This window comes from Shinella zoogloeoides (genome assembly GCF_022682305.1).
Classification (GTDB): domain Bacteria; phylum Pseudomonadota; class Alphaproteobacteria; order Rhizobiales; family Rhizobiaceae; genus Shinella; species Shinella zoogloeoides_B.
Genome location: NZ_CP093528.1, coordinates 295,716 through 320,022, shown reverse-complemented (window position 1 = coordinate 320,022; position 24,307 = coordinate 295,716). Strand labels below are relative to the sequence as shown.

Here is a 24,307-nt window from a genome sequence, read left to right as displayed (position 1 = left end):
AAAAGCCCGCGGAGATCGCTCTCCGCGGGCTTCTTGTTTCGTAAGCGAAGGCTTACTCGGCGTTGTTGCGGTTCTTCAGAGCCGCGCCGAGGATGTCGCCGAGCGAAGCGCCCGAGTCGGACGAACCGAACTGTGCGACGGCTTCCTTCTCTTCGGCGATTTCCAGCGCCTTGATCGAAAGCTGGATCTTGCGATCCTTCTTCGAGAAGTTCAGGACGCGGGCGTCGACGGTCTGGCCGACCGAGAAACGCTCCGGACGCTGTTCGTCACGGTCACGCGACAGGTCGCCGCGACGGATGAACGCGGTGATGTCTTCGTGGTTGACGAGCTTCACTTCGATGCCGCCATCGTTGACCGCGATGACTTCAGCCGAAACGACGGCGTTCTTGCGCAGGTCGCCGGAAGCAGCAGCTTCACCGACCGAGTCACGGCCGAGCTGCTTGATGCCGAGCGAGATGCGCTCCTTGTCGACGTCCACATCCAGAACAACAGCCTTGACGACGTCGCCCTTGTTGAACTCTTCGATGACCTGCTCGCCCGGACGGTTCCAGTCGAGGTCCGACAGGTGAACCATGCCGTCCACGTCGCCGTCGAGGCCGATGAACAGGCCGAATTCGGTCTTGTTCTTGACTTCGCCTTCGACTTCCGTGCCAGCCGGGTGGCTGTGCGCGAAGGCCTGCCACGGGTTCTCGAGGGTCTGCTTGAGACCGAGCGAGATGCGGCGCTTCGTCGGGTCGACTTCGAGAACGACAACGTCGACTTCCTGGCTCGTGGACAGGATCTTGCCGGGATGTACGTTCTTCTTGGTCCAGGACATTTCGGAGATGTGGATCAGGCCTTCGATGCCCGGCTCCAGCTCGACGAACGCACCGTAGTCGGTGATGTTCGTGACGGTGCCGGAGATCTTCTTGCCGACCGGGTACTTCGTGCCGATGCCATCCCACGGATCCGACTCGAGCTGCTTCATGCCGAGCGAGATGCGGTGGGTTTCCTGGTTGATGCGGATGATCTGAACCTTGACCTGCTGGCCAATGGACAGGATCTCCGACGGATGGTTGACGCGGCGCCAGGCCATGTCGGTGACGTGCAGCAGGCCGTCGATGCCGCCGAGGTCAACGAACGCACCGTAATCGGTGATGTTCTTGACGACGCCGTCAACAACCTGGCCTTCTTCGAGGTTCTGAACGATTTCAGAACGCTGCTCGGCGCGCGACTCTTCCAGAACCGTGCGGCGCGAAACGACGATGTTGCCGCGGCGCTTGTCCATCTTGAGGATTTCGAAGGGCTGCGGGTTGTGCATGAGCGGCGTGACGTCGCGGATCGGACGGATGTCGACCTGCGAACGCGGCAGGAAGGCAACGGCGCCGTCGAGATCGACGGTGAAGCCACCCTTGACCTGGTTGAAGATGACGCCTTCGACGCGCTCGCCGGCTTCGAACTTGACTTCGAGCTTGGCCCAGCTTTCTTCGCGGCGAGCCTTTTCGCGCGAGAGAACAGCTTCACCAAGCGCGTTTTCGATGCGCTCGACGTAGACTTCGACTTCGTCGCCGACCTTCAGCGTGCCGTCCTTGGACTTGGCGCCGAATTCCTTCAGCGGAACGCGACCTTCAACCTTGAGGCCGACGTCGACGATGGCGACGTCCTTTTCGATCGCGGTAACGATGCCCTTGGCGACATAGCCTTCGGCGAGATCGTTAGCGGCGAAGGATTCCTGCAGAAGGGCTGCGAAATCTTCGCGCGTGGGGTTTGCTTGAGACATTGAAACTCCTGATGTGCCAAAGGCACGGGCGCCGGGGGTTAGCGTTGGTAATGAACGAGGCGCTATCCGCTGCCCTTGGGCAGCAAATCCGGCGCGGGGACAGGCCTTGTTCTTATGTTTCGCAACACCGGACGGAAAACCGCTTCCGCACTTTTCCTGGCGTTGCTAGCGCTTAAGCGCGGCGTCGATGAACGACTTTGCCGCGGAAAACGCGGCCTCTATACTCATTTCCGAGGTATCGAGCAAGTGCGCATCGTCAGCAGGCTTCAGTGGACTGTCCGCCCGGCCCATGTCGCGCTCGTCGCGGCGGCGAATATCGTCGAGGATCGTCCCATAATCGGCCACCCCGCCACCGGCAACGATCTCGTCGTGGCGGCGCTTCGCGCGCACTTCGGCTGAGGCCGTGACATAGAGCTTTACCGGCGCCTTGGGGCAGACGACCGTGCCGATATCGCGCCCGTCAAGCACCGTGCCCGGCTCGCGGGCGGCAAAACCCTGCTGCGCCTCGACCAGCGCCCGGCGCACCGAGGGCATGACAGCAATCTTCGAGGCCGCCTCGCCGATGGCGTGGGCCGACAGCACGGAGCGTTCGAGCCCACCGAGATCGAGGTTTTTCGCCACATCGGCCGCGACCGCCTCGTCATCGAGCGGCAGGCCACGATCCAACAGGGCCTTCGCCGTCGCCCGATAGGTCAGCCCCGTATCGAGGTGATGGAAGCCATACTCCTCCGCGATGCGGCGGGAGAGCGTGCCCTTGCCGGCGGCGGCAGGACCGTCGATGGCGATGGTGAAGGTCATCAGGCGGCCTTCGTATCGTGAAGCTCGATCCTCGCGCCGAGGCCGGTCATCAGGTCCATGAATTCGGGGAAGCTCGTCGCGATCATCGTGGCGTCGTCGACCGTGACGGGATTCTCCGAGACGAGGCCCATGACGAGGAAGCTCATGGCGATGCGGTGATCGAGATAGGTCGCGACGGCAGCGCCCGAGGCATTGCCGAGACCCTTGCCGTCCGGGCGGCCGCGCACGACAAGCGAGGCTTCGCCCTCGTCGCAATCGACGCCGTTGAGCTTGAGGCCATCGGCGACGGCCGAAAGACGGTCGCTTTCCTTGACGCGCAGTTCGTCGAGGCCGTTCATGACGGTCGTGCCTTCGGCGAAGGCGGCCGCGACAGCGAGGACCGGATATTCGTCAATCATCGACGGCGCGCGGTCTTCCGGCACCGTGACGCCCTTCAGCGCAGACGAGCACACGCGCAGGTCCGCCATGTCTTCGCCGCCGGCAAGGCGCGCATTCAGGATTTCGATGTCAGCGCCCATTTCCTGCAGCGTCAGGATGAGGCCGGTGCGCGTCGGGTTCATGAGCACGTTGAGAATGGTGACGTCGGAGCCCGGCACGAGTAGCGCCGCCACCAGCGGGAAGGCCGTCGAGGACGGGTCGCCAGGCACGTCGATGACCTGGCCCGTCAGCTTGCCGCGGCCTTCGAGACGAATGGTGCGTACGCCGTCGGCATCGGTATCGACCGTCAGGTTCGCGCCAAAACCCTGCAGCATCTTCTCGGTGTGGTCGCGCGTCATGATCGGCTCGATGACGGTCGTGATGCCGGGCGTGTTGAGACCGGCGAGCAGCACGGCGGACTTCACCTGCGCGGAGGCCATCGGCACACGATAGGTGATCGGCGTCGGCGTCTTTGGCCCACGCAATGTCACCGGAAGACGATCACCCTCAGCGGAGGTGACCTGCACGCCCATTTCGCGCAGCGGGTTCAGCACGCGGCCCATCGGGCGCTTGGTCAGCGAGGCATCGCCGATGAAGGTGGAATCGAAATCATAGACGCCGACGAGGCCCATGGTGAGGCGGCAGCCGGTGCCGGCATTGCCGAAATCGAGCGGCGCCTGCGGCGCGAGCAGCGCGCCGTTGCCGACACCGTTGATGATCCAGGTATCGCCTTCCTTGCGGATTTTGGCGCCCATGGCCTGCATGGCCTTGCCCGTGTTGATGACGTCCTCGCCCTCGAGTAGGCCCGTAATGCGCGTCTCGCCGCTGGCAAGGCCGCCGAACATGAAGGAACGGTGCGAAATCGACTTGTCGCCGGGAATGCGGACGGTTCCGGAAAGGCCGGAGGATTTGCGGGCGGTTGCGGGCCGTGCGATGGCGCCGTGCGACATGGGCGTCTTCCTTGTAATTCCACGGTTCCCCGGCGGGATCGCCCGGGAAAGTGCGGGCTTGCTATCACAAACGATTTAAAGCGTCATCATCCTGCCCGAAAACATTCGGCAGAAAGACCGTCGCCGTGTCCCGCGAAGTTTGGCTTTGACAGGATTGCGCAAGACCATTATGGGGACCGGCTAATCATTTTCCCCTTCAACGCGCCGGAAACACCGGCCCCGCCGGCAAGAAAAACGGCACCTGAGAGGCTTTGACAGTGGCAAAACCGGAACTCGGCACCAAACGCATCGACCCGGAAACGGGCAAGAAGTTCTACGACCTGAACCGCGACCCGATCGTCTCGCCCTACACGGGCAAGACCTATCCCCTCTCCTTCTTCGAGGAAACCTCGGCCGCGGCCGTTCTTGAGAAGGAAGAGGAAGAAGACGCAAACGAAGTCGATACCGAGAACACGGAAGTCGAACTCGTCTCGCTCGAGGACGCCGACGAGGATGCGGCAGGTGGCGACGATCTGCCGGATCTCGGCGACGACGACGTCGAGATCGACGGCGACGACGACGACACGTTCCTTGAACAGGACGAAGACGACGACGATGACGACATGAGCGACCTCATCGGCGTCACCGGCGACGAAGACGAAGCTTAAGACCTTGATAATCCGGCCGGTTTCAAAAAAATCGGTCGGATTTCATTTTTCGGCTTGCCATCTCCGAAGCCCGGAAGTAATAAGCCGCCACACCCGAACGGCAACGCCGCTTCGGTTCCCGGAAACCGGCTCTGCCGGACCCGTTATGGGGCTATAGCTCAGCTGGGAGAGCGCTTGCATGGCATGCAAGAGGTCAGCGGTTCGATCCCGCTTAGCTCCACCAATCCGCCTTTTTTCCTATATAAATATCTGAAATCACTGCAATATTAGTGGATAGAGATTTATCCTGAGTACCCACTCGCGTACCCAGAATGCTCCCCCACCCGCCTGCTATTTCGCCTTCACCCTTCGCCGCTTGATCCGATCCTCCACGAACAAGGACAGCGGGACCACGGTCATGCCGAGGACTGAGGCGGCGGCTGCCAGCCAAACCACGGCCCAAAAGATTGCCTGTATTGCGTCGATCATGTGTGAAACTCCGGGTTTCCCGAGTGGGATTGGTATAGGTGGAAAAATGTGGGGAGGGGCACGAACGTAATATGCCGCTACGTCGCCTCGTCCTTGATCCTCTTCGCCAATCTCGCCAGCGTAGACGTGGAGACCTTATCAAACCCCGGCTTATCCTTCCGCTTCACCTTCGTGCTGTCGATAATCGTCTTGTATGACATGCCAGCCTTGAGCATCCTCATGAGGGCCGCATTGCGCTCCTCGTCCTCAGGCCTCCCCTTGTAGGCCCCCTTCCCCTTCGCTTTCTCAATCCCTTGCGCCTGTCGCCTCCTGCGGTCCTCGTAGTCCTTGCGAGCGATAGCCGCCAGCATGTCGAGCATCATGCCGTTGATGGCATCAAGCATCCGGGAGGAGAACTCATCGCCGCCCTGTTGGATCAATTGATGCGAGGTTGGAAGGTCCAGCGCCACGACGCGGACACGCTTGGCGGCAATCTCCGCCTTGAGCTTCTCCCAGTCGGCGGCATTGAGGCGGCTGAGACGGTCCACCTGCTCCACCAGAAGCACATCCCCCGGCTGGCAATCGGATAGGAGGCGGAAGAGTTCCGGGCGCTGGAGGGATGCGCCGCTCTCGTTCTCGACATAGGAAGCAGCAATCGGAAGGCCGCGCTCATCAACGAAGCGCTGGAGGTCTACCTTGGCACGGGTAGCATCTTGCTCTTTAGTGGAGGCGCGAAGGTAGGCGCGGATAAACATGGCGTGAAGCTCCATAATTCGCTTTGGGTAGCTTCGATATTACTGCTTCGCTTTACATTGTCAATACCATTTATCGAAGTGCGATTTGCCGGGACTTTCATCACTTCGCCTGAGATATACCTAAATGAAAGCGCTATGCGAGACCGGGGAACCTCTCGGAAAACGCGGCACGAACCGCATTCCAGCCGTCAACTTCGTGCGGATGCTTCCACTTCACCGTATTCAGGACGTGGTATCCAGCCGCAGCAAGACCCTCTGCTAGTGCTTTCTCCAGCGCCCCAACGGCATTCCGTATCGGCGTATGCTTTGCCATGAGGTCATCTCTGGTGAGGCCATCTTGTTTTTCGACCTCACCGTAAAGGGGTCCAAAGGCCACAAGGTCGAAAGAGACGCATTCTTCCGGCTCGATCTGCTGCTCGCGCAAGTGCCGCCGTAGCGCATTCTGGTTTGAGGCAAACCCGAGATGCTGCCCCATGCGGGTGTATGGAGCGGTTGCGTGGGGGCTGGAGTTGTCGCCGGTTCGTCCAACATAATGCATTTGCCCCTTGGGGGTCTCGACAACCCAAACGTAAAGCCAGAAGCCGCGCCGCAGCATTGGACCCGGCAACGTAAGCGAATGTAATTGAGCAGACATGTCATCCTCGCAATCTGGAATAGCGCCTATCAGTCCGGTTCTACTCACCTACCAGCCTGTCCTCTGTTGTGCTAGGAGGCATTCAAAGTGGCCGCACTCTTTCTGGCACCCCTACCGCCCGGAGACCCCAAGGCCCTCCAGTGTCCCCCACCGCAACAGCAAGCACCCCTGCTCCAGAGGTATGCCGCCAAGGTGTGCCGGGGGGTCGGGTATAGGGGCCACTATATGCGCCCCACCCCGGTACGGGGGGATTTAGGCTTGGGCTATATACATGTAAGCCGAAACAGATTTTTCGGAAAAAGGTCGCGGGGTTCCCTCGGGGAAACCTTCAGTCCCGCCCTCTCCGCCCTCACCTTCATGTCCTCGTAAATCTTCATGAGAGCTTCGTAGCCGCGCAGGGCAAGCTCCTCGCCGGACATCTCACCGGTCGCGACCTTCTCCTGATCCTTGATGTACCCGCCGTTCTTGCGGATCGAGGGGAGGACTTCGCGGGTCACCCAGTTCTGGAAGGCTTTCGCCTCGGGCTTATCAGAGCGCATGATGAGCTTGTAGAGGCCGCTCTCGGAGATGAGGGTGTAGGTTGGAGCCACTCTCCCGCCTACCGCAAACAGATCGCGGTAGTCTCGATTCGTCACCACTCGTTTCTCATCAGAATGCAGTGCCCCGAGGTATCTGTGGGTTCCCTTCAAGACGCTCATATCCAAGCACCGACAGACGTCAGTCGTGACGAACCAGGGGTCGCTATCGATCTCAACCACCCTGATCTGCTGCTTATTGAACCGGAAAAGAGAAACAGGTTTGTTGTCGTTCATGTGCAATCTCACAGGTTCGCGGCTTGAAATGCCGGAGAAGAGACCCATGCCTGACATGTGTCTCTTCCGAACCACGCCTCGCTTACAGGCGACCGCACTCAGTCTTCTCGACTCCGATCACCCCGGCCATCCGTTCACATTACGTTAAGGTTCGAGACGCTCTAATCCCACCGCCTGATTGTGGGCTTATGGGGTTGTTTAATATGAAGAATATGAAATATGCCGTTCTTGCGATTGCGTTCACTCTTGCAACTGGAGCAGCGCACGCTGAAGACCTCGTCTTCACGCTGAAGAACGGCACAGGCTCCGTCCTGAATAACTTCCACACCTCGCCTGTTGGCGTCGAAAGCTGGGAGGAAGATGTTTTTGGTAATCAGGTTCTCAATCCGGGTGAGTCGATGGAAATTACCATCAAGGATGGGCGTGATGTCTGTAAATACGATATGAAGTTCGAGTTCCAAGGCGATGAACTCGACACGACAACCGACACCCAGAACCTCTGCGAACTCGGCGAATACACCATCAATGAATAAGGTGCCAGGGACGCCTGTCGGGCGTATCTGATACAGAACATCGTCAGCCACTGTTCGCCCCCGTGGAGCAATCTGCGGGGGCTTTGCTTTTGCAAGACGATTTCCTGACGACGCATCGACGGTGGAGAGGCGTTTTGGGGTGCGGAATGGCAACGGAAGCCGGGCAGTTTGACTAGCCCCCTTTCGTCAGCCGGAGCCGACTGAACGGGTTGCATTTTGCTACCCCTATTTACATTAGCGTTTTCTTTATTTACTCTCCCACTTGTCTCGCTCTGTATACGTCCCCGTGCAGAATGATGGCAGCATCTTGTCCCTCCTCAAGAAGAACTCAAGGCCCCCGGAAGAGCCAAGCCGGGGGTCTTTTTTGTCATTTGCCAAGATGGCGGGTGGCAACGGGTTCACCGCATCGGCCATTTTCGCAGGTGTTGCGTCCGTCCGTATAGGCCTACTGATTCAACTCACCCATGTTCTCGGCAATCCGACCGCTGCGGCGTTTGGGTGTTTTCTCATCCCCAGCACCCCTTCAAGGTTCCTATCGAGGATATAGGGATCATCGGTATTGACTCCGCATCCATACGCGGCTTGCATAGGCCTGAAGCTTGGAATGCAAAAAATGGGGAGCAGCCATGCACAAAACGAAAGCAGAAAAAGCCGCCGGGATTGCCGCCGCGATTGCGTCCAGTGTTCTCGCATTTCTCTTGATGTTGCCTCTGTTGATTAAGTTCATCTGAGGTGCCCCCCCCCCGACCGGCGCTCGCCACGCGAACTTTTTCATTTCCTCCGCAACCGAAGAGACCTCCGGGTTCTCTCGCGGACACCGCCCGGATATCCATGGCAGAGCCGTTTCGCCATTATCTTCGATAACGAAGCCTTTGATATTCCTGAGAATATCTCCAAATTTAGTGCTTTTATTCGGCGCTTTGATGTGAGCAATAGGAGGTCCCGCCGCGACACTCGCGGTTCACTCAGAGGAGATTTCGGGACCATGGCAAAGACAAGACCCGCACCGCGCACCTTCGGCGTTGTCTACTACACGGAATGCGGAGCAGCGCTTCGCACCGGAACGATTATGGCAACCGGCTACTGGGAGGCTTGCGAGGCAGCATGGGACGAGGTGCATAAGAGCCGCGACAAGAGAAGCATTGCCGACTTCCAGATTGTCGAAGACCAAGCGGCAATCGCTGTCGGTCCTCAGCATATCCGGGCGGCGGCTGTCATGATGATCATGGCAAACCGCGAAGTCAGCCGGAACGCGGCGGCGTGACGATGGCGAGGAGAGACAGAACAAGACGCGCCGGGGATCGCCTCGGGTTCTTCACGGTCGCCTATTACGGCACCGGGAACCGCTTCATCCTCGCGGAGACCCTCAAGGCATACAGCATCGAGAACGCCAACGAACGGGCGGAACGCGCGATGCCTCCCGGCGCGGTGACGTATGAAGTCACCGACAACGCGGCCAGAGGGCGCTGACGGGGAACTACGGGACCTTGCGGTGTTAGCAACCTAAAACCACCGCTTGTCTCCGCTCTTCAATTATGCATTGTGCCGAAAGGAGAATATCTAGGGGGCAGAAGTTGAAGAAGATTGCTGTAGTCGTCCTGCTCGGCGGTATCGCCATATCGGGTTGCACAAGCTCGACCGCCGTCAGGACGTCGCAGAACACCGCTATTATCAAGACCAGCGCGGAACCCATGTGTGGAAGCATCGGGGCCGCTCGGGTGGCCGAGAAGCAAGCCGCTATCGAGACCATCAAAGCTGGTTATGATCGCTACATCATAACAGGCGCTGGTGCATCGGATAGCGTCAGCGTCACGCAGCTTCCCGGCCACTACAACACCTACGGCACTGCGAACGTGTACGGCGGCTACGGAACTTACAACGCAACGACGGTTTACCAGCCGGGACCGACAATCGTTACCGGCTCCTACGATCAGTCTTACGCCATCCGCATGTTCCGCGAAGGAGAACCCGGCGCGTCTCAGGCGATTTCCGCGAAGGAGACCTTGGGGCCGAAATGGGAAATGTTCGTGAAGAAGGGCATTAGCCTCTGCACCGCCACGTAACGGCGCTTCGCCAGTCCGAGTTTGCTTTGAATTCGGGCAAACTAATACTCGTAGTTGGCAGTGACAAAAAGGGGTAGGCCCGAAGGCCCACCCTCCTGAGAGATCACTTGAAGCGCCCTGCCGGTGTCGTGGCGGATTTACCGGACGGGAAGTCGCCCAACGTGCCGTAGCCAGAAGCACCGGACGAGGCGATGTTGAAGAACGAAGTCATGGGGCTGATGGCTTGGCGGTTGATATCGTTCTGAGCGTTGATCTGGGAATGCTTCCCGGCCATTGCATAGTTTGCATTGGCGGCTGACTTCCGGTCCTTCGCGTTCTCTATGGACAAGGCAGTCTGGCGGCGTTGCTCGGCAACCTGTTGTCCCGCCGTGGCCCCGCCCATTCCCTCGCCCATGGCGCGGACGGCCGATGCGGCGCGGTCGCCCTCAAGCTGAGCCTGATAGCCTTCCTTGTTTGCGCCATCGACCTGGATCAACCGCTCCTGCTCTTGGGTAGCGTGCTCCAGCTTCGCTTGCCGAATGGATTGGTCCATGTTGGCATCGGCGGCTTGGGCCTCACCAATGGCGGAGGCGGCACCGGAGGCAAGCCCAAGGATCATACCGGGGTCGCACACGCTGCGCTCCTTTCGATCACGAACGGGCGGAAGAGTTCCCCCTGAAATCCTATGGGTTTCCTTGGGAATACCGTCGCACCGATTGACCGGAGCCAGCGAAGATAGAGGCGGTTGCTGGCATGGGTGAAGTTGACGAGGTATCGCAGCTTGGAATGCTCCTCGAACCATCGGCGGATGACATTGCGGGTCTCTCGCACCAGCGGAGCGCGGAACCGGGAGACCGTAGAGGTTCCCACGGCCCATACTCCTGCCGTGGTCTCGTCCAGCGGCGCGAAGCCGAAGACAAGTATAGGTCGCCCGTCGTGCTCCACGATGCGGACCTCTGAGGACTCGGCAACAGCCATGGTGAGGCGGTCGCGGTAGTTCGAGTGGCCGGAAGCCGCCCGGAGTTCCCTCGCGTCGGCGGCGCGGAGATTGGCGGCGATGTAGTCGAGGTCGTCCGGCTGGAGTTCGCGGATGAGGTAAGCGGAGGCCAGAGTCATGCGGCGACTCCCAGTGTTGCGGTGGAAGCCGTGGAGAGGCGTTTGGGTTCGGAGCTACCCTTGCCTACCTCGCCCCCGTCTTGCGCGTCCTTGACGCCTACGGAGTCAGGAAATGCACGGTATCGGACGGGGTGGAGGGAGCGCGTATCGCTTTCGACCATATCGGTCCCGGCCCATGCCGCCAGAGTGCGGTCGCGACGGAAGACTGGGATGAAGCCTTCCCGGTCCAACGCCTTGCGGATGACATGGACGCGCTCCTGCGGGTCATGACCCTGTTTGAGCAGAAGTCGGCAGAGAACCGGTATCGGGCTTTTCGCTGTGTCCTTGCGGGTGCACTTGGCGCGATCAACGCTGGTGCCGCCTTCAACGTGGCGAGCGCCGAAGGAGCCGAAGAGTTCAATGGTGATGGTGGTGGCGGTGTTCAAATCTGGATACCTTTGCCAGTGGACGGGCGGTTGCCCGGAGAAAGTGCGCATCTTGAGGACGCGCTGAGACGCCCGGTGGTGAAGCCGGGGCGGATGGGGTGATGAGGTGGCGGTGGATGGAGCGGCTGGAAATGTCAGCCGTGGAGAGCCGCGAGGGACTCTCGGGTGTCATCGGTCACGGAAGACGACGAACGCGCTAAATCGCTCCTACCGCAACAGAAAGGGCGTGGGTCTGGCGGCGATGGAGGATGCGGGATTAGGAAGAACACCAAGGATGCCGCCGAGATCAAGCAAAGCACACCGCCGGGAGGCGTAAGCGATCTACAAGGCAGCATCCTTGGACCGCACGTCGCGGGAGGGCGAAGACATGCGGGATAAAAAGACAAGGGGATGGAGACGATGAAGGAGGAGATGGAAGGTTTACCCGAGGAGACCGGGAGAAGCTGAAGGTTATCTTAGGTGGAATACTTCTTCTTAAACCTAGAAAGAAACCTTATATAACTATAGGTAACTTAAAGACGCGCACACGCGAATAATGTTAGGCAAATGTGAATTCAAGGGCGGGTTAGATTTTTTCTTCGCCAGCGGATTTTGTCTTCGGCAAAGCAACGTTCTTGTCTTTCCTGCAATCCAAGCCGCGTCGGTTGCTCGAAAGATTTTGTTCGTATGTACAGTATGGGCGGATAATTGCCTGCGATCCCAGAGTCACGCTCTTCTCAGTATGTGGCGTTAATTATCCCGGCTTTCCACACGCACACTGAGCGTCATCGCTGGCCCCGGAGGGCAACCTACCGGCCACCCGCCGAAACGCGCTGAAACGCCTTTACCGCAACAGAAAGAACGCGGGTCTGGTGGAGACGGAAGGAGGCCCGTGGGTGAACCGGCAGAGGCGATAAGGCGGCTCGGGGTTCTCTATAGTGGGAGGTAATTGTCGGCTGCGGCCAACGGGGACCGCACGTCGCGGGAGGGCGACGACATGCGGGATAGGTAGACAAGTGGGCGGAGACGGTGAAGAAGGAGATGGAAGGAGGTCCCGCGAAGGAATGGGCAGAGCCTCCGGGCAGCGAATTGCTCGCTAGACCCAAGAGCACGCGGCGTTGCTCAGCTTGTCCGCGTTGGCGTACCACGCCACGGCATCAAACAAAATCTTGTTCGCATCGACCATCGTCTTCCCGACCTGCAAAAGCTGAGCGGGGCTGGGAGATGACTCTCGGGTGAGGATTTCGTCGCAAGCATCCAGCCAGCGAACGGCCATCCCCAACAGAATGACATGATCCTCTGCGAGCGGCCCTCGCGACCGCATCGTCTTGTCGCCTTTCAGGCCTTCAAAGACGTGGCGCGTGGCTTGCTTGGCGGCCGGAAGGGCGGTGCAGAAGAAGGTTTCGTAGTTCATGGGTAGCTCCTTTCGAGGGCTTGGGGTGTCCTCATAGTGCATCCATAATAACTATCAGATTTCATTCATATATTCTTCTTCTAACTTCCGTATAAGACCTTCCCGACGTTTTGTCTCGATGTAGTCATCGCCAAACAGCCAGATCGGATCGACGGGATCGGTGATTTCTGTGAGCCGTCTTTCGATCCACCTCGGGGCGATATCGGGGAGAATGCCAGCCGGGTCAGACCGAAGGCGTTCCGCAAGCGCGGGGAAACGTGGATCGCAAGAGCACGTAAAGGCTATCCGCTCCAGACGGCCGAACTGTCGGGTGCGAAGCTCAGGAAGCGCCACCAGCCCCAACGCTAGGTGTTCAAAGGCGCGGTCGCTCTCGGCCACGGCTCGCTCCGCCGCCGCGTAGTTTAGACTGCGATCCGATAGGCGCTGCACCTGATGCTGAACGTATGCGAGATTTGCAGTATTCAGCCTTCGAAGGGTCGCCCCGCTCTCCTTACCCTGCCGAACGGCGGCATTGTGGGCGGCGGAATTGCGATGCTCTTTCAATCGCGAGCGGAAATAGCGTAGCCGCTCGACGTCAAATTTCTCGGCTTCCAGCGGGTCCACCACACGGTTCCACCAGTCGAAAATCAGCCGGTGCCGGAAGGGCTGGTCGGTTGTCGCGTCTGCAATGATGGCATCGGCCACGTAGGCATAGGTGTGACGCCGTATCCGTTGCCGTCGCTTTTTCAGGATTGCGGCTTTGATTTCGGAGAGAGACATCCGTTCATTCATGAGGATTGCTTCCCACTCGGGAGCTTGACCGCCTCAACACATCGCCTTGCTTGCTCCAGCGCTGGTCCCGCCGAGTAAACCCCAAGGGTCATCCCGTTCCGCTTGTGGCCCACGACTGCCGCGATGATGCCCTCCGGCTGGTCTGCCCGTTCGGCAGCGGTGATGAACCAGCGACGGAAGGAATGGAAGTTGACGCGGGACCGCCTGTTGCCCTCTCGCGTGTCTTCGACCTTTAAGCTGCGGCGGTAGTCGGTGAAATTGTTCGACGCCTTGAACGAATGTTCACGCAAGGACTTGCTGGACTTCGCCGGGGGCCACTCGGGGAATATGCTGTCGTCCTCCCCAAGGTTGGCCGTGCGGCGCTCTACGATTTCCTTGAGGGCCGAGTGGATCGGGACAAGCCGGGACGATGTTTCCTTCTTCTGCGGCTTGAAGATGAAGTTTCCATCCTTGCAGTCCTTCGCCCTGAGGCAAACGATAGCGTCCAGCCGCGCCCCTGTCAGGGCAGCGATACGCATGAGGTCGTGCATTTCCGGCGAGGCGGGACCATTGAGCAAGGCCACCAACTCGGCAGTCGTGAAGGGGCGCTCCTTCTGAGCGTCAGTCTCAATCGGAATGGTATAGGTGCGCCCCTGCCAAACGTTCGCGGACACCTCGTCGCGGCTCTCCATCCACTTCCAATAGGAACCAAGACGGCGAATGTACTTGTTCAGGGTGCGGGGCTGCTCGGTGCCAATCAAGGCAGGGAAGGCATCTGCAAACCGAATGGCATCACGCCGCCCGAAGCTCTCAAGAAACGGCGGCACGTTCTCCGCCTTGCACCAGTCTAGCAGGTACTTCATCGCCCTGTTGTCATCCGCCAGCGTTCGAGCCTTCACACGCAAGCTCGCCTGATAGCGTTGCCGGTGTGCATCTATCGGCGTCCGCTGGCCCGTTGCGATCCCGGCGAAGAGCTTGCCCTCGCTTTCACGCGCCGCCTCATAGATGGCGTCACCTTGCCGGTCGGTGCCGATGGCCTTGCCAACAATCTCTTCGACACGATGTAAGATGTAGGCATCCAAGCCTTCTTCTTCATCTTCGGTCGTCGTGGACCGGCGAAGCGCTGCCAGCTTAGCGGCCTCTTTGCGGAGGTCGTCCGGGTTCCCTTGGGGATTTCTCGCGGACTCTATCCGGCCCTGCAACTCCGCCACCACAGCCCACTTCTGCCGATTGGCCTCTGATAAACTGTCGGTTTCCAGAGTGTACTTGAGCTTAGAGGCCCCCAAAGTTGCCCTTAGGTCTCTGGGGACCGCCACGACAACGCGCCATTTCGCGCCGTGTTGCTCAAGGTATCGCTTGTCACTTTTTGCTGGTCTTGCCACTTCAAATCGTCCGGTGCGTACCCAATTACGTACCCAAGGTGATCCTTGGAACTCATTGGTTACATTTAACTATTTGAAACGAAAAGCGCAATACCCCTCGGTTTTCGTACCCCGCTTAGCTCCACCAAATTTCTCCCTGAACCAGATACCCGATCCACAGCAAGCCATTACGGCTGTTCGCGCATCCCCGGCGTCGCCTCGCGCTGCTCCGCATCTTCCAGGTCGGTCTTCACGAGGAAGGTGTCGTTGTGCTGGCGGGCGGCTTCGCGGAGGGCTGCGAGGTTTGGCTGGTCGTCGCCCTCGATCTCGCCATCGCCGTGGTCGATTTCCCGTTCGGCCTGAAGCCAGTGGTCGTCCGGCCGGCCTTCCGGCGAGCCTTCCTGCTGCCAGAGCTGGTAGGCGCGTTTGCGGATGCGGTCTTCGCGGTCCTGTGCCATGGACGTGCTCCCTTCCATACAAACAGGATAAACGGGCGGGAGGCCGGGAAAGTTCCCCGCTTGCGCGGTTCAGGAACCGTGAATAAGCATGGTCTTTCAGGCGCTCCAGGCGGGAGCGCACGCTTTGCGGGGGATACCATGAGCTTTACGGAAACGACGACCACGTCCTGGTTCGCCAGGCTGAAGGGAGCGCTGATCAGGATTCTGGTCGGATTCCTCCTGGTGATCGCCTGCGTCTGGCTTCTCTTCTGGAACGAGGGTCGTTCGGTGAAGACCTACAGGGCGCTCGTCGAGGGCGCCGGCCTTGTCGTTTCGGTCGACAATGGCAGCGTCGATCCGGCGAACGAGGGCAGGCTCGTGCATATTTCAGGGCCAGTGAAACCCGTTGGCGTGCCTGAGGACGACATGCTCGGCGTTTCCGCGGACGGGGCCGTGGGACTGCGGCGCATCGTCGAGATGTTCCAGTGGGTGGAAAGCTCCTCGTCCGAGACACGCAAGCAGCTCGGCGGCAGCGAAGAGACCGTCACCACCTATTCCTATCGCAAGGAATGGAACCAGCGGGAGATCAGCTCGAGCAGCTTCCGCCAGCCCGGGCACGACAATCCGCAGATGCCCATCGACGGCGCGAGCTTCGCCGTTCCCACGGCAACGATCGGCGCCTTCAGCCTGGACGGTCGCACGCTTGCGGGCCTCGGCGACGATCGTCCCGTGCCGCTGACAGCCATCGAGGCGGGCCGCATCGGCGAGGCGGTGACGATTGGCAGGCCGGTCTCGGCCATTGCAGGTCAGGCGGTGTTCTCCTCCGACCCGCAGAACCCGCAGGTCGGTGATATCCGCATCCGCTTCGAGCGGTCAGACATTGCCGAGGCGAGCTTCGTCGGCGCGCAGCGCGGCAACAGCCTCATCCCCTACAAGACCACGAACGGACGCAACCTCTTCCTCAGCCGGGCCGGCATCGCCGACGCTGCCGTCATGTTCGACGCGGCGCAGAGCGAGAACACCACCATCACCTGGCTGGTGCGGGCGGGCGGCCTCATCGGCCTCTTCGTCGGCTTTTCGTTCATCCTCTCCATTCTCGGCGTGATCGCCGATGTGGTGCCCTTCGTCGGCTCCATCGTGCGCTTCGGCACCACGGCCATCGCGCTCATCTTCACGCTGCTGCTCGGCCCCGCCGTCATTGCCATCGCCTGGATCGCCTATCGACCGTTCATCGCCATCGCGATCCTGGCCGCCGGCATTGCGCTGGCGGCGGGCATCCTCTATCTGCGGCGCGGCAAGGGGGCGGCCACGACCGCCGCGACCGCATAGCGACAAGAGCAGGATGGGCAAGGCGTGACGTTCTATATTTCCAAGATCTTCTGGCTTCTGGCCCAGCCGCTTTCGCTTGCCCTGTTCCTCATTCTCGCCGGCCTCGGTGCGGGGTTCCTCAAGTGGAACCGTACCCGCACCTGGGCGAGCGCGGCGGCGGCGCTCCTGCTGTTCGCAACGCTCTTCACCTCGAGCGGCGCCGTCCTGCTGCAGAAGCTGGAGGACCGCATTCCCCGCGCCGCGCTGCCCGCCGGCGGGCCGATCTGCATCATCACGCTCGGCGGCGGCTTCGAATCCGAGGTCGTCACGGCGCGTGGCGGCTTCGAGATGACCCAGGCCGGCGACCGCTTCGTCGAGACGCTGCGGCTCGCGCTGGAATTCCCGCAGGCGCGCATCCTGATCTCCGGCGGCGATGGATCGCTGAGCGGGGCCTATGAAGGGGACGCCATCGTCGGGCCGCGCTTCCTCGAGGCGTTCGGCGTGCCTGCGACGCGGGTGATCCGGGAGACGGAATCGCGCGATACGTTCGAGAATGCGGGCAACACGCAGGATCTCCTGAAACGGAACGGCCTCGAAAACTGCCTGCTGGTAACCTCCGCCTTCCACATGCCGCGCTCGGTCGGCCTCTTCCGCAAGCTGGGGCTTACGGTCCTGCCCTGGCCGACGGACTACCGCACGACCGGAACGGCGCGCCTCGGGCTGGATCTCACCCAGCCTTCCATCAACGCGCAACTGATGACGACGGCGATGCGCGAATGGACAGGCCTTGCCTTCTACCGCCTGGCGGGCCGGACGGACGCCTTCCTGCCGCAATAGGCCTATTTCTTGGAGATCGTCTCGAAGCGGGCGTTCCGCACACGGATGGTCATGGTGCAATATTCGTCGTCGTCGCGGCCGCAGCTCGCCGCGTCGGCCTTCAGTTCCAGCACCATGTTGCCAAAGCGCTTCTTCATGTCATAGCCGTAGAGATCCGCATTGGCGGCGAGGAAATAGCCGCCCTCGGCCACCTGGATGTAGAATTCATGCGGGCAGCCGACATTGCCGCACAGGCCGCCGGGCACGCCGTCGCAATTGACCGCGCCGAGATTGAAGATCGCATCGGGCAGGCGGTCGTTGTTGAAATCGACGGTATCGGCGAAATCATCGCCATAGACCGCCGTCTTGCAACGCTCGGCGACCTCGGCCTGAACGGCGGCCAGCGCATCCGGCACGATCTCGGCGGCCCGGGCCGGCGCGGCGGCCAGAACGAGCACGGCGGAGAGAAACGCGAGAAAACGCATGCGGATGGCCATATCTCAAACCTTTCCATGGCGGGCGATTCGGTCATTATGCGGCCGGAGCGCCGTGCGGCATGATTCTGCCGGCGCGCGCATTCTAATGCAGCAAAGCTGTCGCGAGGCTTAGGTCGCGAGGGGGAAGCCGTGCCGATCCTGGAATTTCTGGACTATACGGGGGTCGCCGTCTTCGCCGCGACGGGCGCGCTCTCGGCCTCGCGCAAGCAGCTCGACATCATCGGCTTCCTGTTCCTCGCTGCCGCCACCGGCATCGGCGGTGGCACGTTCCGCGACGTGATCCTCGGCGCGACGCCCGTCTTTTGGGTGGTGAACCCGACCTATCTCATCGTCTGCGTGGCGGTCGCGCTCGTCGTCTTCGTGCTCGCACACCGCATCGAGTCGCGCTACCGCCTTTTGCTCTGGCTCGACGCCATGGGCGTTTCGGCCTATTGCGTCATGGGCGCGGCCAAGGGCTTTGCAGCGACGGGATCGCCGACCGTGGCCATCACCACCGGCGTGCTGACGGCAAGCTTCGGCGGCATCATCCGCGATCTTCTCGCCAACGAGCCGTCCGTGCTGCTGAGGCCCGAAATCTACGTCACGGCAGCGCTGATCGGCGCGGCGGCCTTCACGGCGGCAACGGTGGCCGGCGCGCCGCTGTGGCTCGCTTCGGCGCTCGGCATGGGCGCGGCCTTCCTGGTGCGCGGCGGGGCACTGCGCTTCGGCTGGCGCTTCCCGGTCTACCGGCCGCGGCCGGGCCGGCATCCCGACGATGTGATGTGACGGACGATTTCAGGCCTTGCGGGGGCGCAGGCGGATGACCACGTCCACATGCGAGATCTCCATGCCTTCCGGCGGCTCCGGCAGGTTGCCGATCTCGAGATTGCTGACGGGAATGTCGAGAACGTGGTTCTCGCCTTCCACGAAGAAGTGGTGGTGGTCGGAAATGTTGGTGTCGAAATAGGTCTTCGAGCCTTCGACGGCCAGAACGCGGATCAGGCCTGCCTCGGTGAACTGGTGCAACGTGTTGTAGACGGTCGCCAGTGACACCGGCACGCCGGCCGTGACGGCCTCCTCGTGCAATTCCTCCACCGTCAGGTGACGGTCGCCCTTGGCAAACAGCAGATCGCCCAGGGCCACGCGCTGGCGCGTGGGGCGCAGGCCGCTATGGCGCAGGCGCTCTTCGATGGGCGTCTCGTGTGCATGCGTCATGGGCACGGATCCGTTCGTCAGGCCTTGAACAACAATCTTGAGCTTTCGATATAACTTTAGCGCCGCCGGGATTCAATAGGATTGCGGCGGCCGAAAGCCACGCAACATGCGGAAAAACCGGGGCCTTTGCCCCTGTCACGGCAATTTGCGCTGGCTGTGAAGCCGAGCATCATGTATGCGGACAGCAGAAATAACGTCTTGCCCGGGCCGGGCGCGGCGGGAAAAGAACGGAGATGCGGGTGCTTCCATTCGCCCCGCGCCTCCAAGAGATCGGACGCCGGAAAGGCGTTGCATAGACCGGGGATGAGACATTCGATGACGACCAGGCAATCCAGCTACAACTACGAGGAAATCCTGTCCTGCGGCCGCGGCGAGCTTTTCGGCCCCGGCAACGCGCAGCTTCCCCTGCCGCCCATGCTGATGGTCCACCGCATCACCGACATTTCCGAAACGGGCGGCGCCTTCGACAAGGGCTATATCCGCGCCGCATACGACGTGAAGCCGGATGACTGGTACTTCCCCTGTCATTTCCAGGGCAACCCGATCATGCCGGGCTGCCTCGGCCTCGACGGCATGTGGCAGCTCACGGGCTTCTTCCTCGGCTGGCTCGGCGAGCCGGGCCGCGGCATGGCGCTCTCCACCGGCGAAGTGAAGTTCAAGGGCATGGTCCGCCCGGACACCAAGCTTCTGGAATACGGCATCGACTTCAAGCGCGTCATGCGCGGCCGCCTCGTGCTCGGCACGGCGGACGGCTGGCTGAAGGCCGATGGCGAGACCATCTATCAGGCGACCGACCTGCGCGTCGGCCTGTCGAAGGACAAGGAAGCCTAAGGCGGACAGCCTTTTGGGGGCGGTGCGCCGCCCCCGCCACGAGACGTTCAAGAAAAGGTCAGGAATATGAGACGGGTAGTTGTCACGGGTCTGGGGATCGTATCCTCCATCGGGAACAATGCTGACGAAGTGACGGCATCGCTGCGCGATGCACGCTCGGGTATCAGCTTCAGCCAGGACTTCGCTGACCACGGCTTCAAGTGCCAGGTCTGGGGTTCGCCGAGCATCGACACGACCGACCTCGTCGATCGCCGCGCGGCCCGCTTCCTCTCGCAGGGCGGTGCGTGGAACCACGTCGCCATGAAGCAGGCGATCGCCGATTCCGGCCTCGAAGAGTCCGAATACTCGGCCAATCCGCGCGCCGGCATCATCATGGGTTCGGGCGGTCCGTCCACCCGCACGCTGATCGAGGCGGCCGACATCACCATCAAGAACAACTCGCCCAAGCGCATCGGCCCGTTCGCCGTGCCGAAGGCGATGTCCTCGACGGCATCGGCGACGCTCGCCACCTGGTTCAAGATTCACGGCGTCAACTATTCCATCTCGTCGGCCTGCTCGACCTCCGCGCACTGCATCGGCAATGCCGCGGAGATGATCCAGTGGGGCAAGCAGGACATCATGTTCGCCGGCGGCCACGAAGACCTCGACTGGACCATGTCGAACCTCTTCGACGCCATGGGCGCCATGTCCTCAAAGTACAACGACACGCCGTCCACCGCCTCACGCGCCTATGACGTCAGCCGCGACGGCTTCGTCATCGCCGGCGGCGCTGGCGTCCTCGTCCTCGAGGAGCTGGAGCATGCCAAGGCCCGCGGCGCGAAGATCTATGCCGAGATCGTCGGCTACGGTGCGACCTCCGACGGCTACGACATGGTGGCACCGTCGGGTGAAGGCGCGATCCGCTGCATGCGCCAGGCGCTCGCCACGGTGAAGGGCGATGTCGACTACATCAACACGCACGGCACCTCGACGCCCGTCGGCGACAGCAAGGAAATCGGCGCGATCCGCGAAGTCTTCGGCGACAAGATCCCGCATATCCAGTCGACCAAGTCGCTGACCGGCCACTCGCTCGGCGCTGCCGGCGTGCAGGAATCGATCTACGGCCTCCTGATGATGCAGGCCGGCTTTATCGGCGAAAGCGCGCATATCACCGAGCTGGACCCGGAATTCGACGGCGTTCCGATCGTGCGCAAGCGCATCGACAATGCGAAGATCGACACGGTTCTTTCCAACTCCTTCGGCTTCGGCGGCACGAACGCCACGCTGGTCTTCCAGCGCCACAACGGATGACACCGATGACCGGGATCATGAACGGCAAGCGCGGCCTCATCATGGGGGTCGCGAACAACCACTCCATCGCCTGGGGCATTGCCCAGAAGCTCGCCGGCGTCGGCGCGGAACTGGCCTTCACCTACCAGGGTGAAGCGCTCGGCAAGCGCGTTAAGCCGCTCGCCGCCGAACTCGGCTCGGACTTCGTCATCCCCTGCGACGTCGAAGACATCGCCTCGGTGGATGCGACGATCGACGCGATCAGGGAAAAGTGGGGCAAGCTCGACTTCGTCGTGCACGCCATCGGCTTCTCCGACAAGAACGAGCTGAAGGGCCTTTACGCCGACACTTCGCGCGACAACTTCTCGCGCACCATGGTCATCTCCTGCTTCTCCTTCACGGAGATCGCCAAGCGCGCGGCGGACCTGATGACGGACGGCGGCTCGATGCTGACGCTGACCTATGGCGGCTCGGTGCGCATCATGCCGAACTACAACGTCATGGGCGTCGCCAAGGCCGCGCTGGAAGCCTCCGTGCGCTACCTCGCCGGCGACTACGGTCCGCAGGGCATTCGCGTCAACGCAATCTCGGCCGGGCCGATCCGCACGCTGGCCGGCGCCGGCATTTCCGATGCCCGCGCCATGCTCTCCTGGCAGCAGAAGAACGCCCCGCTCCGCCGCACCGTCACCATCGAGGATGTCGGCAATTCGGCGCTCTATCTGCTCTCTGACATGTCGAGCGGCGTTACCGGCGAAATCCACTATGTGGATGCCGGCTACAATATCACCTCCATGCCGACGCTGGAGCGGCTGGCGAAAGCGGACAGCGAGTAAGACACACACACGGCGCGAAGTTCTCCTTCGCGCCGTTTTTCTTTGTGCTCAGTCGAATACGACCGGCACAAGCGACAGCACCAGCAGCAGCGCCATGGCTCTGTTGAACAGCTTCAGGCTGTGCTCCCCTGTCATGAAGCGCCCTGCCCCAACACCAATGCCGGCCCAGGCCAGCGTGCTCACCAGCGTCGCGCCGCCGAAGATGACGGCGAAAGCGGATGGGATCGCAAAGTCCCCGGCAACGCCCCCGCCATAAGTCACCACAGCGCCCGCGACCATCACCCAGAGCTTCGGATTGACGAGCTGCAGCAACGCGCCTTCGACGAAGGTGAACGGCCGCTGCCGGCTGCTCTCGGACGAGTGGCCGACCGGAGCCGTCGCGATACGCCAGGCGAGCCAGAGCAGATAGGCGATGCCGATCCATTTCAGCACCAGATGCACGCGCGGCTCCGAGAAGACCGCGCCGCCTGCCGCAGCCACAGTGAAGATGATGACCGCCACGCCGATGCCCATGCCTATTGCGACCGGGAGGGTGCGACGGAAGCCGTAGTTGGCGCCTGATGCCATCACCATCGTATTGTTCGGCCCCGGCGTGCCCGCCATGGCGAAGGCAAAGCCCGATGCCGCCATTATCCAAGCCCAGTCCATCCTGCCCTCCTCACCCAGACATCGGCACCCTATGCCGTCCCATGCGCAACGGGGTTGCGAAAATGCCAGCAATGGACAAGAATTTGGCATTCCATGCCGCTGAATGGCTTGAACGTTTGTGAGGATTTCAATGCAGCTTGACGATATCGACCGCCGTATCCTGCGCGAGCTGCAACAGGATGGCCGCCTGCAGAATGTCGAGCTTGCAAGGCGGGTCGGTCTGTCGCCCTCCCCTTGCCTTCGAAGAGTGAAGCTATTGGAGGAGGCCGGTATCATCGACCGCTATGTCGCGGTCGTGGATCAGGCGAAGGTGGGGCTGCAGCTTTCCATGTTCGCGCGCATCTCCCTGACGGCGCAGGATGCCGAGACCATCGACCATTTCATCGCCGCCATGAAGCGGCTACCGGAGGTGGTGGAGTGCTATATCATGCTCGGCGAGAGCGACGCGCTGCTGCGCGTCGTCGTCTCGGATCTGGAAGACTATCGCCGCTTCCAGTCGACGCATCTCACCCGCAGGAACGGCATCCAGACCGTCAAGACGGATGTGCCGAGCGAAACGGTCAAGCAAAGCTTCGCGCTGCCTTTATGAGGCTCAGCGCTTGCCCCACAGCACCTTGAAGCGGGCGTTGCGGCAAAGCTCGCCGCTTTCCTTGAAAGCCTCCTTCAGCACCGGCTCGTAGGGCAGGCCGCGATTGGCGACCATCAGCAGGCGGCCGCCGATCTTCAGCGACTTCGCCGCCATGCGGATCATGCCAGCACCGAGCGAGTGGTCGGCGGCATGGCCCTCATGGAAGGGCGGGTTCATGACGATGAGGTCGTAGTGGTCGCGCGGCGTTTCCGTCGTCAGATCGAACCAGTAGAAGCGCGCCGGGATGTTCGGGCAGTTCTCCGCCATGTTCTCCTTGGCGGCTTCCAGCGCTTCGTAATGCGCTTCGAAGACGTCGATGCCCTTCGCGTACGGCGCGCGGCCGCCGAGCATGACGGAGAGATAGCCCCAGCCCGCGCCGAAATCGGCGGCGTGGCCGTTGAAATCCTCCGGGATGCGGGTGGCGAGCAGTTCGGAGCCGTCGTCGATGCGGTCATGCGAGAACATGCCGGGCGCCGCCGTGAAGCGGCCGGCGATGCGCACCGGCTTGGCCGCGAGCTTGGAGATCGCTTCCGCCGGGTCTTCCGGGCGGGCGAACCAGATGGCGAGGCCATGGTACTTCGGCATGGAATCGCCCGTCAGGCCAAGCTGGTCGAGGCGCTTGCGCATGGACTGCACGCCGTCTTCCTTGCCGCCGGCAACGACGATCAGGCCGCCCGTACGCACGCGGCGCAGGGCTTCGGCGATGCGGTTTTCGTTCTCACCCTTGTGCTTGGTCATCAGGATGAGTGCGCCGTCGAAATCCTCGCCCTCGATGACGGGCTTGACCGGTGCGCGCACGGCTTCCAGCCCGCGATAGAGCGAGCGCAGCGGCTGCACCGCCTCCAGGGACGCGCCAAAGCCTTCCGGCGGGCGCTGGCCGGCTTCCGCGCCGAGGAAGAGGTAGCGTTCCCCCTCACCCGGCAGGCCGAGCGTGCCGGAGGCGAAGGGATGGAACAGGGTTTTCAGGGCGTCGCGGGTCATGGTCGGCTTTCGGCGGATGATTGGTC

Annotated in this window: 28 protein-coding genes, 1 tRNA gene and 1 pseudogene; 13 read left to right on the top strand and 17 right to left on the bottom strand. The window is 61.5% G+C overall.

The genetic code is table 11. The features are described 5' to 3' along the window. Positions 1–52: 52 nt before the first annotated feature. The 3 genes from rpsA to aroA form a co-directional block, all read right to left on the bottom strand. The gene (rpsA, locus tag MOE34_RS01635; RefSeq protein ID WP_242220232.1) at positions 53–1,759 is read right to left on the bottom strand and encodes a 30S ribosomal protein S1; all 1,707 of its coding nucleotides are present in this window, start codon (positions 1,757–1,759) and stop codon (positions 53–55) included. A gap of 165 nt (positions 1,760–1,924) precedes the next feature. Further along, positions 1,925–2,557 (bottom strand): (d)CMP kinase, encoded by a 633-nt coding sequence (gene cmk, locus MOE34_RS01630; protein WP_242220230.1) that lies wholly within the window; start codon positions 2,555–2,557, stop codon positions 1,925–1,927. After that, on the bottom strand, positions 2,557–3,924 hold the full coding sequence (gene aroA, locus MOE34_RS01625; protein WP_242220228.1) for a 3-phosphoshikimate 1-carboxyvinyltransferase: 1,368 nt from the start codon (positions 3,922–3,924) through the stop codon (positions 2,557–2,559). The genes cmk and aroA overlap by 1 nt, the downstream gene beginning before the upstream one ends. Before the next feature lie 257 nt (positions 3,925–4,181). Between aroA and MOE34_RS01620 the strand changes: the two genes are divergently transcribed. Next, positions 4,182–4,571 carry a TIGR02300 family protein gene (locus tag MOE34_RS01620; RefSeq protein WP_242220225.1) on the top strand — a complete coding sequence of 130 codons (390 nt, stop codon included), beginning with the start codon at positions 4,182–4,184 and terminating at the stop codon, positions 4,569–4,571. A gap of 147 nt (positions 4,572–4,718) precedes the next feature. Then, positions 4,719–4,794: transfer RNA gene (locus tag MOE34_RS01615), tRNA-Ala, on the top strand. A gap of 322 nt (positions 4,795–5,116) precedes the next feature. On the opposite strand, the gene MOE34_RS01610 is transcribed toward MOE34_RS01615, so the two are convergent. From MOE34_RS01610 to MOE34_RS01600, 3 genes are all read right to left on the bottom strand, one after another. After that, positions 5,117–5,773: a recombinase family protein gene (locus tag MOE34_RS01610; protein WP_242220222.1), complete on the bottom strand. Its 657-nt coding sequence runs from the start codon at positions 5,771–5,773 to the stop codon at positions 5,117–5,119. A 133-nt stretch (positions 5,774–5,906) separates the two neighbouring features. Continuing rightward, positions 5,907–6,455: a hypothetical protein gene (locus tag MOE34_RS01605; protein WP_242220220.1), complete on the bottom strand. Its 549-nt coding sequence runs from the start codon at positions 6,453–6,455 to the stop codon at positions 5,907–5,909. Positions 6,456–6,670: 215 nt separating this feature from the next. After that, on the bottom strand, positions 6,671–7,219 hold the full coding sequence (locus tag MOE34_RS01600; protein WP_242220217.1) for a BRO-N domain-containing protein: 549 nt from the start codon (positions 7,217–7,219) through the stop codon (positions 6,671–6,673). A gap of 212 nt (positions 7,220–7,431) precedes the next feature. Between MOE34_RS01600 and MOE34_RS01595 the strand changes: the two genes are divergently transcribed. The 4 genes from MOE34_RS01595 (at position 7,432) to MOE34_RS01580 (ending at position 9,815) form a co-directional block, all read left to right on the top strand. Next, a complete protein-coding gene (locus tag MOE34_RS01595; protein WP_242223685.1) occupies positions 7,432–7,752 on the top strand; it encodes a DUF3992 domain-containing protein in 321 nt (106 codons plus the stop codon). A 985-nt stretch (positions 7,753–8,737) separates the two neighbouring features. After that, positions 8,738–9,016, top strand: coding sequence for a hypothetical protein (locus tag MOE34_RS01590; RefSeq protein WP_242220215.1), 279 nt, complete (start codon positions 8,738–8,740; stop codon positions 9,014–9,016). A 2-nt stretch (positions 9,017–9,018) separates the two neighbouring features. After that, positions 9,019–9,222, top strand: coding sequence for a hypothetical protein (locus MOE34_RS01585; protein WP_242220213.1), 204 nt, complete (start codon positions 9,019–9,021; stop codon positions 9,220–9,222). A 104-nt stretch (positions 9,223–9,326) separates the two neighbouring features. Continuing rightward, positions 9,327–9,815, top strand: coding sequence for a hypothetical protein (locus tag MOE34_RS01580; RefSeq protein ID WP_242220211.1), 489 nt, complete (start codon positions 9,327–9,329; stop codon positions 9,813–9,815). Between the two features lie 103 nt (positions 9,816–9,918). Here MOE34_RS01580 and MOE34_RS01575 read toward each other — a convergent pair whose 3' ends face one another. From MOE34_RS01575 to MOE34_RS01545, 7 genes and pseudogenes are all read right to left on the bottom strand, one after another. Next, a complete protein-coding gene (locus MOE34_RS01575; protein WP_242220208.1) occupies positions 9,919–10,428 on the bottom strand; it encodes a virion core protein, T7 gp14 family in 510 nt (169 codons plus the stop codon). Further along, positions 10,410–10,910 carry a hypothetical protein gene (locus MOE34_RS01570; RefSeq protein ID WP_242220206.1) on the bottom strand — a complete coding sequence of 167 codons (501 nt, stop codon included), beginning with the start codon at positions 10,908–10,910 and terminating at the stop codon, positions 10,410–10,412. Before MOE34_RS01570 ends, MOE34_RS01575 begins: the two co-directional genes overlap by 19 nt. Continuing rightward, positions 10,907–11,335 (bottom strand): hypothetical protein, encoded by a 429-nt coding sequence (locus MOE34_RS01565; RefSeq protein WP_242220203.1) that lies wholly within the window; start codon positions 11,333–11,335, stop codon positions 10,907–10,909. The genes MOE34_RS01570 and MOE34_RS01565 overlap by 4 nt, the downstream gene beginning before the upstream one ends. 1,075 nt (positions 11,336–12,410) lie before the next feature. Beyond that, positions 12,411–12,728 (bottom strand): hypothetical protein, encoded by a 318-nt coding sequence (locus MOE34_RS01560; RefSeq protein WP_242220202.1) that lies wholly within the window; start codon positions 12,726–12,728, stop codon positions 12,411–12,413. A 54-nt stretch (positions 12,729–12,782) separates the two neighbouring features. Further along, positions 12,783–13,499 (bottom strand): hypothetical protein, encoded by a 717-nt coding sequence (locus tag MOE34_RS01555; RefSeq protein ID WP_242220199.1) that lies wholly within the window; start codon positions 13,497–13,499, stop codon positions 12,783–12,785. Then, positions 13,496–14,860 carry a DUF6538 domain-containing protein gene (locus MOE34_RS01550; RefSeq protein WP_242220197.1) on the bottom strand — a complete coding sequence of 455 codons (1,365 nt, stop codon included), beginning with the start codon at positions 14,858–14,860 and terminating at the stop codon, positions 13,496–13,498. The genes MOE34_RS01555 and MOE34_RS01550 overlap by 4 nt, the downstream gene beginning before the upstream one ends. 167 nt (positions 14,861–15,027) lie before the next feature. After that, a pseudogene (locus MOE34_RS01545) lies at positions 15,028–15,300 on the bottom strand (DUF2934 domain-containing protein); the annotation flags it as partial. Between the two features lie 135 nt (positions 15,301–15,435). Between MOE34_RS01545 and MOE34_RS01540 the strand changes: the two are divergent. Together MOE34_RS01540 and MOE34_RS01535 are read left to right on the top strand one after the other, a co-directional pair. Continuing rightward, complete coding sequence (locus MOE34_RS01540) at positions 15,436–16,605, top strand: TMEM43 family protein (protein WP_242220194.1); 1,170 nt, start codon at positions 15,436–15,438, stop codon at positions 16,603–16,605. Positions 16,606–16,629: 24 nt separating this feature from the next. Beyond that, the gene (locus tag MOE34_RS01535) at positions 16,630–17,421 is read left to right on the top strand and encodes a YdcF family protein (protein WP_242220192.1); all 792 of its coding nucleotides are present in this window, start codon (positions 16,630–16,632) and stop codon (positions 17,419–17,421) included. A gap of 2 nt (positions 17,422–17,423) precedes the next feature. Here MOE34_RS01535 and MOE34_RS01530 read toward each other — a convergent pair whose 3' ends face one another. After that, positions 17,424–17,897, bottom strand: coding sequence for a hypothetical protein (locus tag MOE34_RS01530; RefSeq protein ID WP_242220189.1), 474 nt, complete (start codon positions 17,895–17,897; stop codon positions 17,424–17,426). Between the two features lie 129 nt (positions 17,898–18,026). Between MOE34_RS01530 and MOE34_RS01525 the strand changes: the two genes are divergently transcribed. After that, on the top strand, positions 18,027–18,662 hold the full coding sequence (locus MOE34_RS01525) for a trimeric intracellular cation channel family protein (protein ID WP_242220187.1): 636 nt from the start codon (positions 18,027–18,029) through the stop codon (positions 18,660–18,662). A gap of 9 nt (positions 18,663–18,671) precedes the next feature. On the opposite strand, the gene irrA is transcribed toward MOE34_RS01525, so the two are convergent. After that, on the bottom strand, positions 18,672–19,091 hold the full coding sequence (irrA, locus tag MOE34_RS01520) for an iron response transcriptional regulator IrrA (RefSeq protein ID WP_242220185.1): 420 nt from the start codon (positions 19,089–19,091) through the stop codon (positions 18,672–18,674). Positions 19,092–19,406: 315 nt separating this feature from the next. On the opposite strand from irrA, the gene fabA reads away from it, so the two are divergent. The 3 genes from fabA to fabI all read left to right on the top strand — a co-directional run bounded on the left by fabA (position 19,407) and on the right by fabI (position 22,024). After that, positions 19,407–19,922 (top strand): 3-hydroxyacyl-[acyl-carrier-protein] dehydratase FabA, encoded by a 516-nt coding sequence (gene fabA, locus MOE34_RS01515; RefSeq protein WP_160787572.1) that lies wholly within the window; start codon positions 19,407–19,409, stop codon positions 19,920–19,922. Positions 19,923–19,988: 66 nt separating this feature from the next. After that, entirely contained in the window at positions 19,989–21,212 is a 1,224-nt protein-coding gene (fabB, locus tag MOE34_RS01510; RefSeq protein WP_242220183.1) for a beta-ketoacyl-ACP synthase I, read from the top strand. Between the two features lie 5 nt (positions 21,213–21,217). Then, complete coding sequence (gene fabI, locus MOE34_RS01505; protein WP_242220181.1) at positions 21,218–22,024, top strand: enoyl-ACP reductase FabI; 807 nt, start codon at positions 21,218–21,220, stop codon at positions 22,022–22,024. A gap of 48 nt (positions 22,025–22,072) precedes the next feature. Here fabI and MOE34_RS01500 read toward each other — a convergent pair whose 3' ends face one another. Then, positions 22,073–22,672: a LysE family translocator gene (locus MOE34_RS01500; RefSeq protein ID WP_242220178.1), complete on the bottom strand. Its 600-nt coding sequence runs from the start codon at positions 22,670–22,672 to the stop codon at positions 22,073–22,075. 130 nt (positions 22,673–22,802) lie between these two features. On the opposite strand from MOE34_RS01500, the gene MOE34_RS01495 reads away from it, so the two are divergent. Then, the gene (locus MOE34_RS01495; RefSeq protein WP_242220176.1) at positions 22,803–23,261 is read left to right on the top strand and encodes an Lrp/AsnC family transcriptional regulator; all 459 of its coding nucleotides are present in this window, start codon (positions 22,803–22,805) and stop codon (positions 23,259–23,261) included. Between the two features lie 3 nt (positions 23,262–23,264). Here the strand turns inward: MOE34_RS01495 and MOE34_RS01490 are convergent, their stop codons facing one another. After that, positions 23,265–24,281, bottom strand: coding sequence for a class I SAM-dependent methyltransferase (locus MOE34_RS01490; protein WP_242220174.1), 1,017 nt, complete (start codon positions 24,279–24,281; stop codon positions 23,265–23,267). Positions 24,282–24,307: the final 26 nt, after the last annotated feature.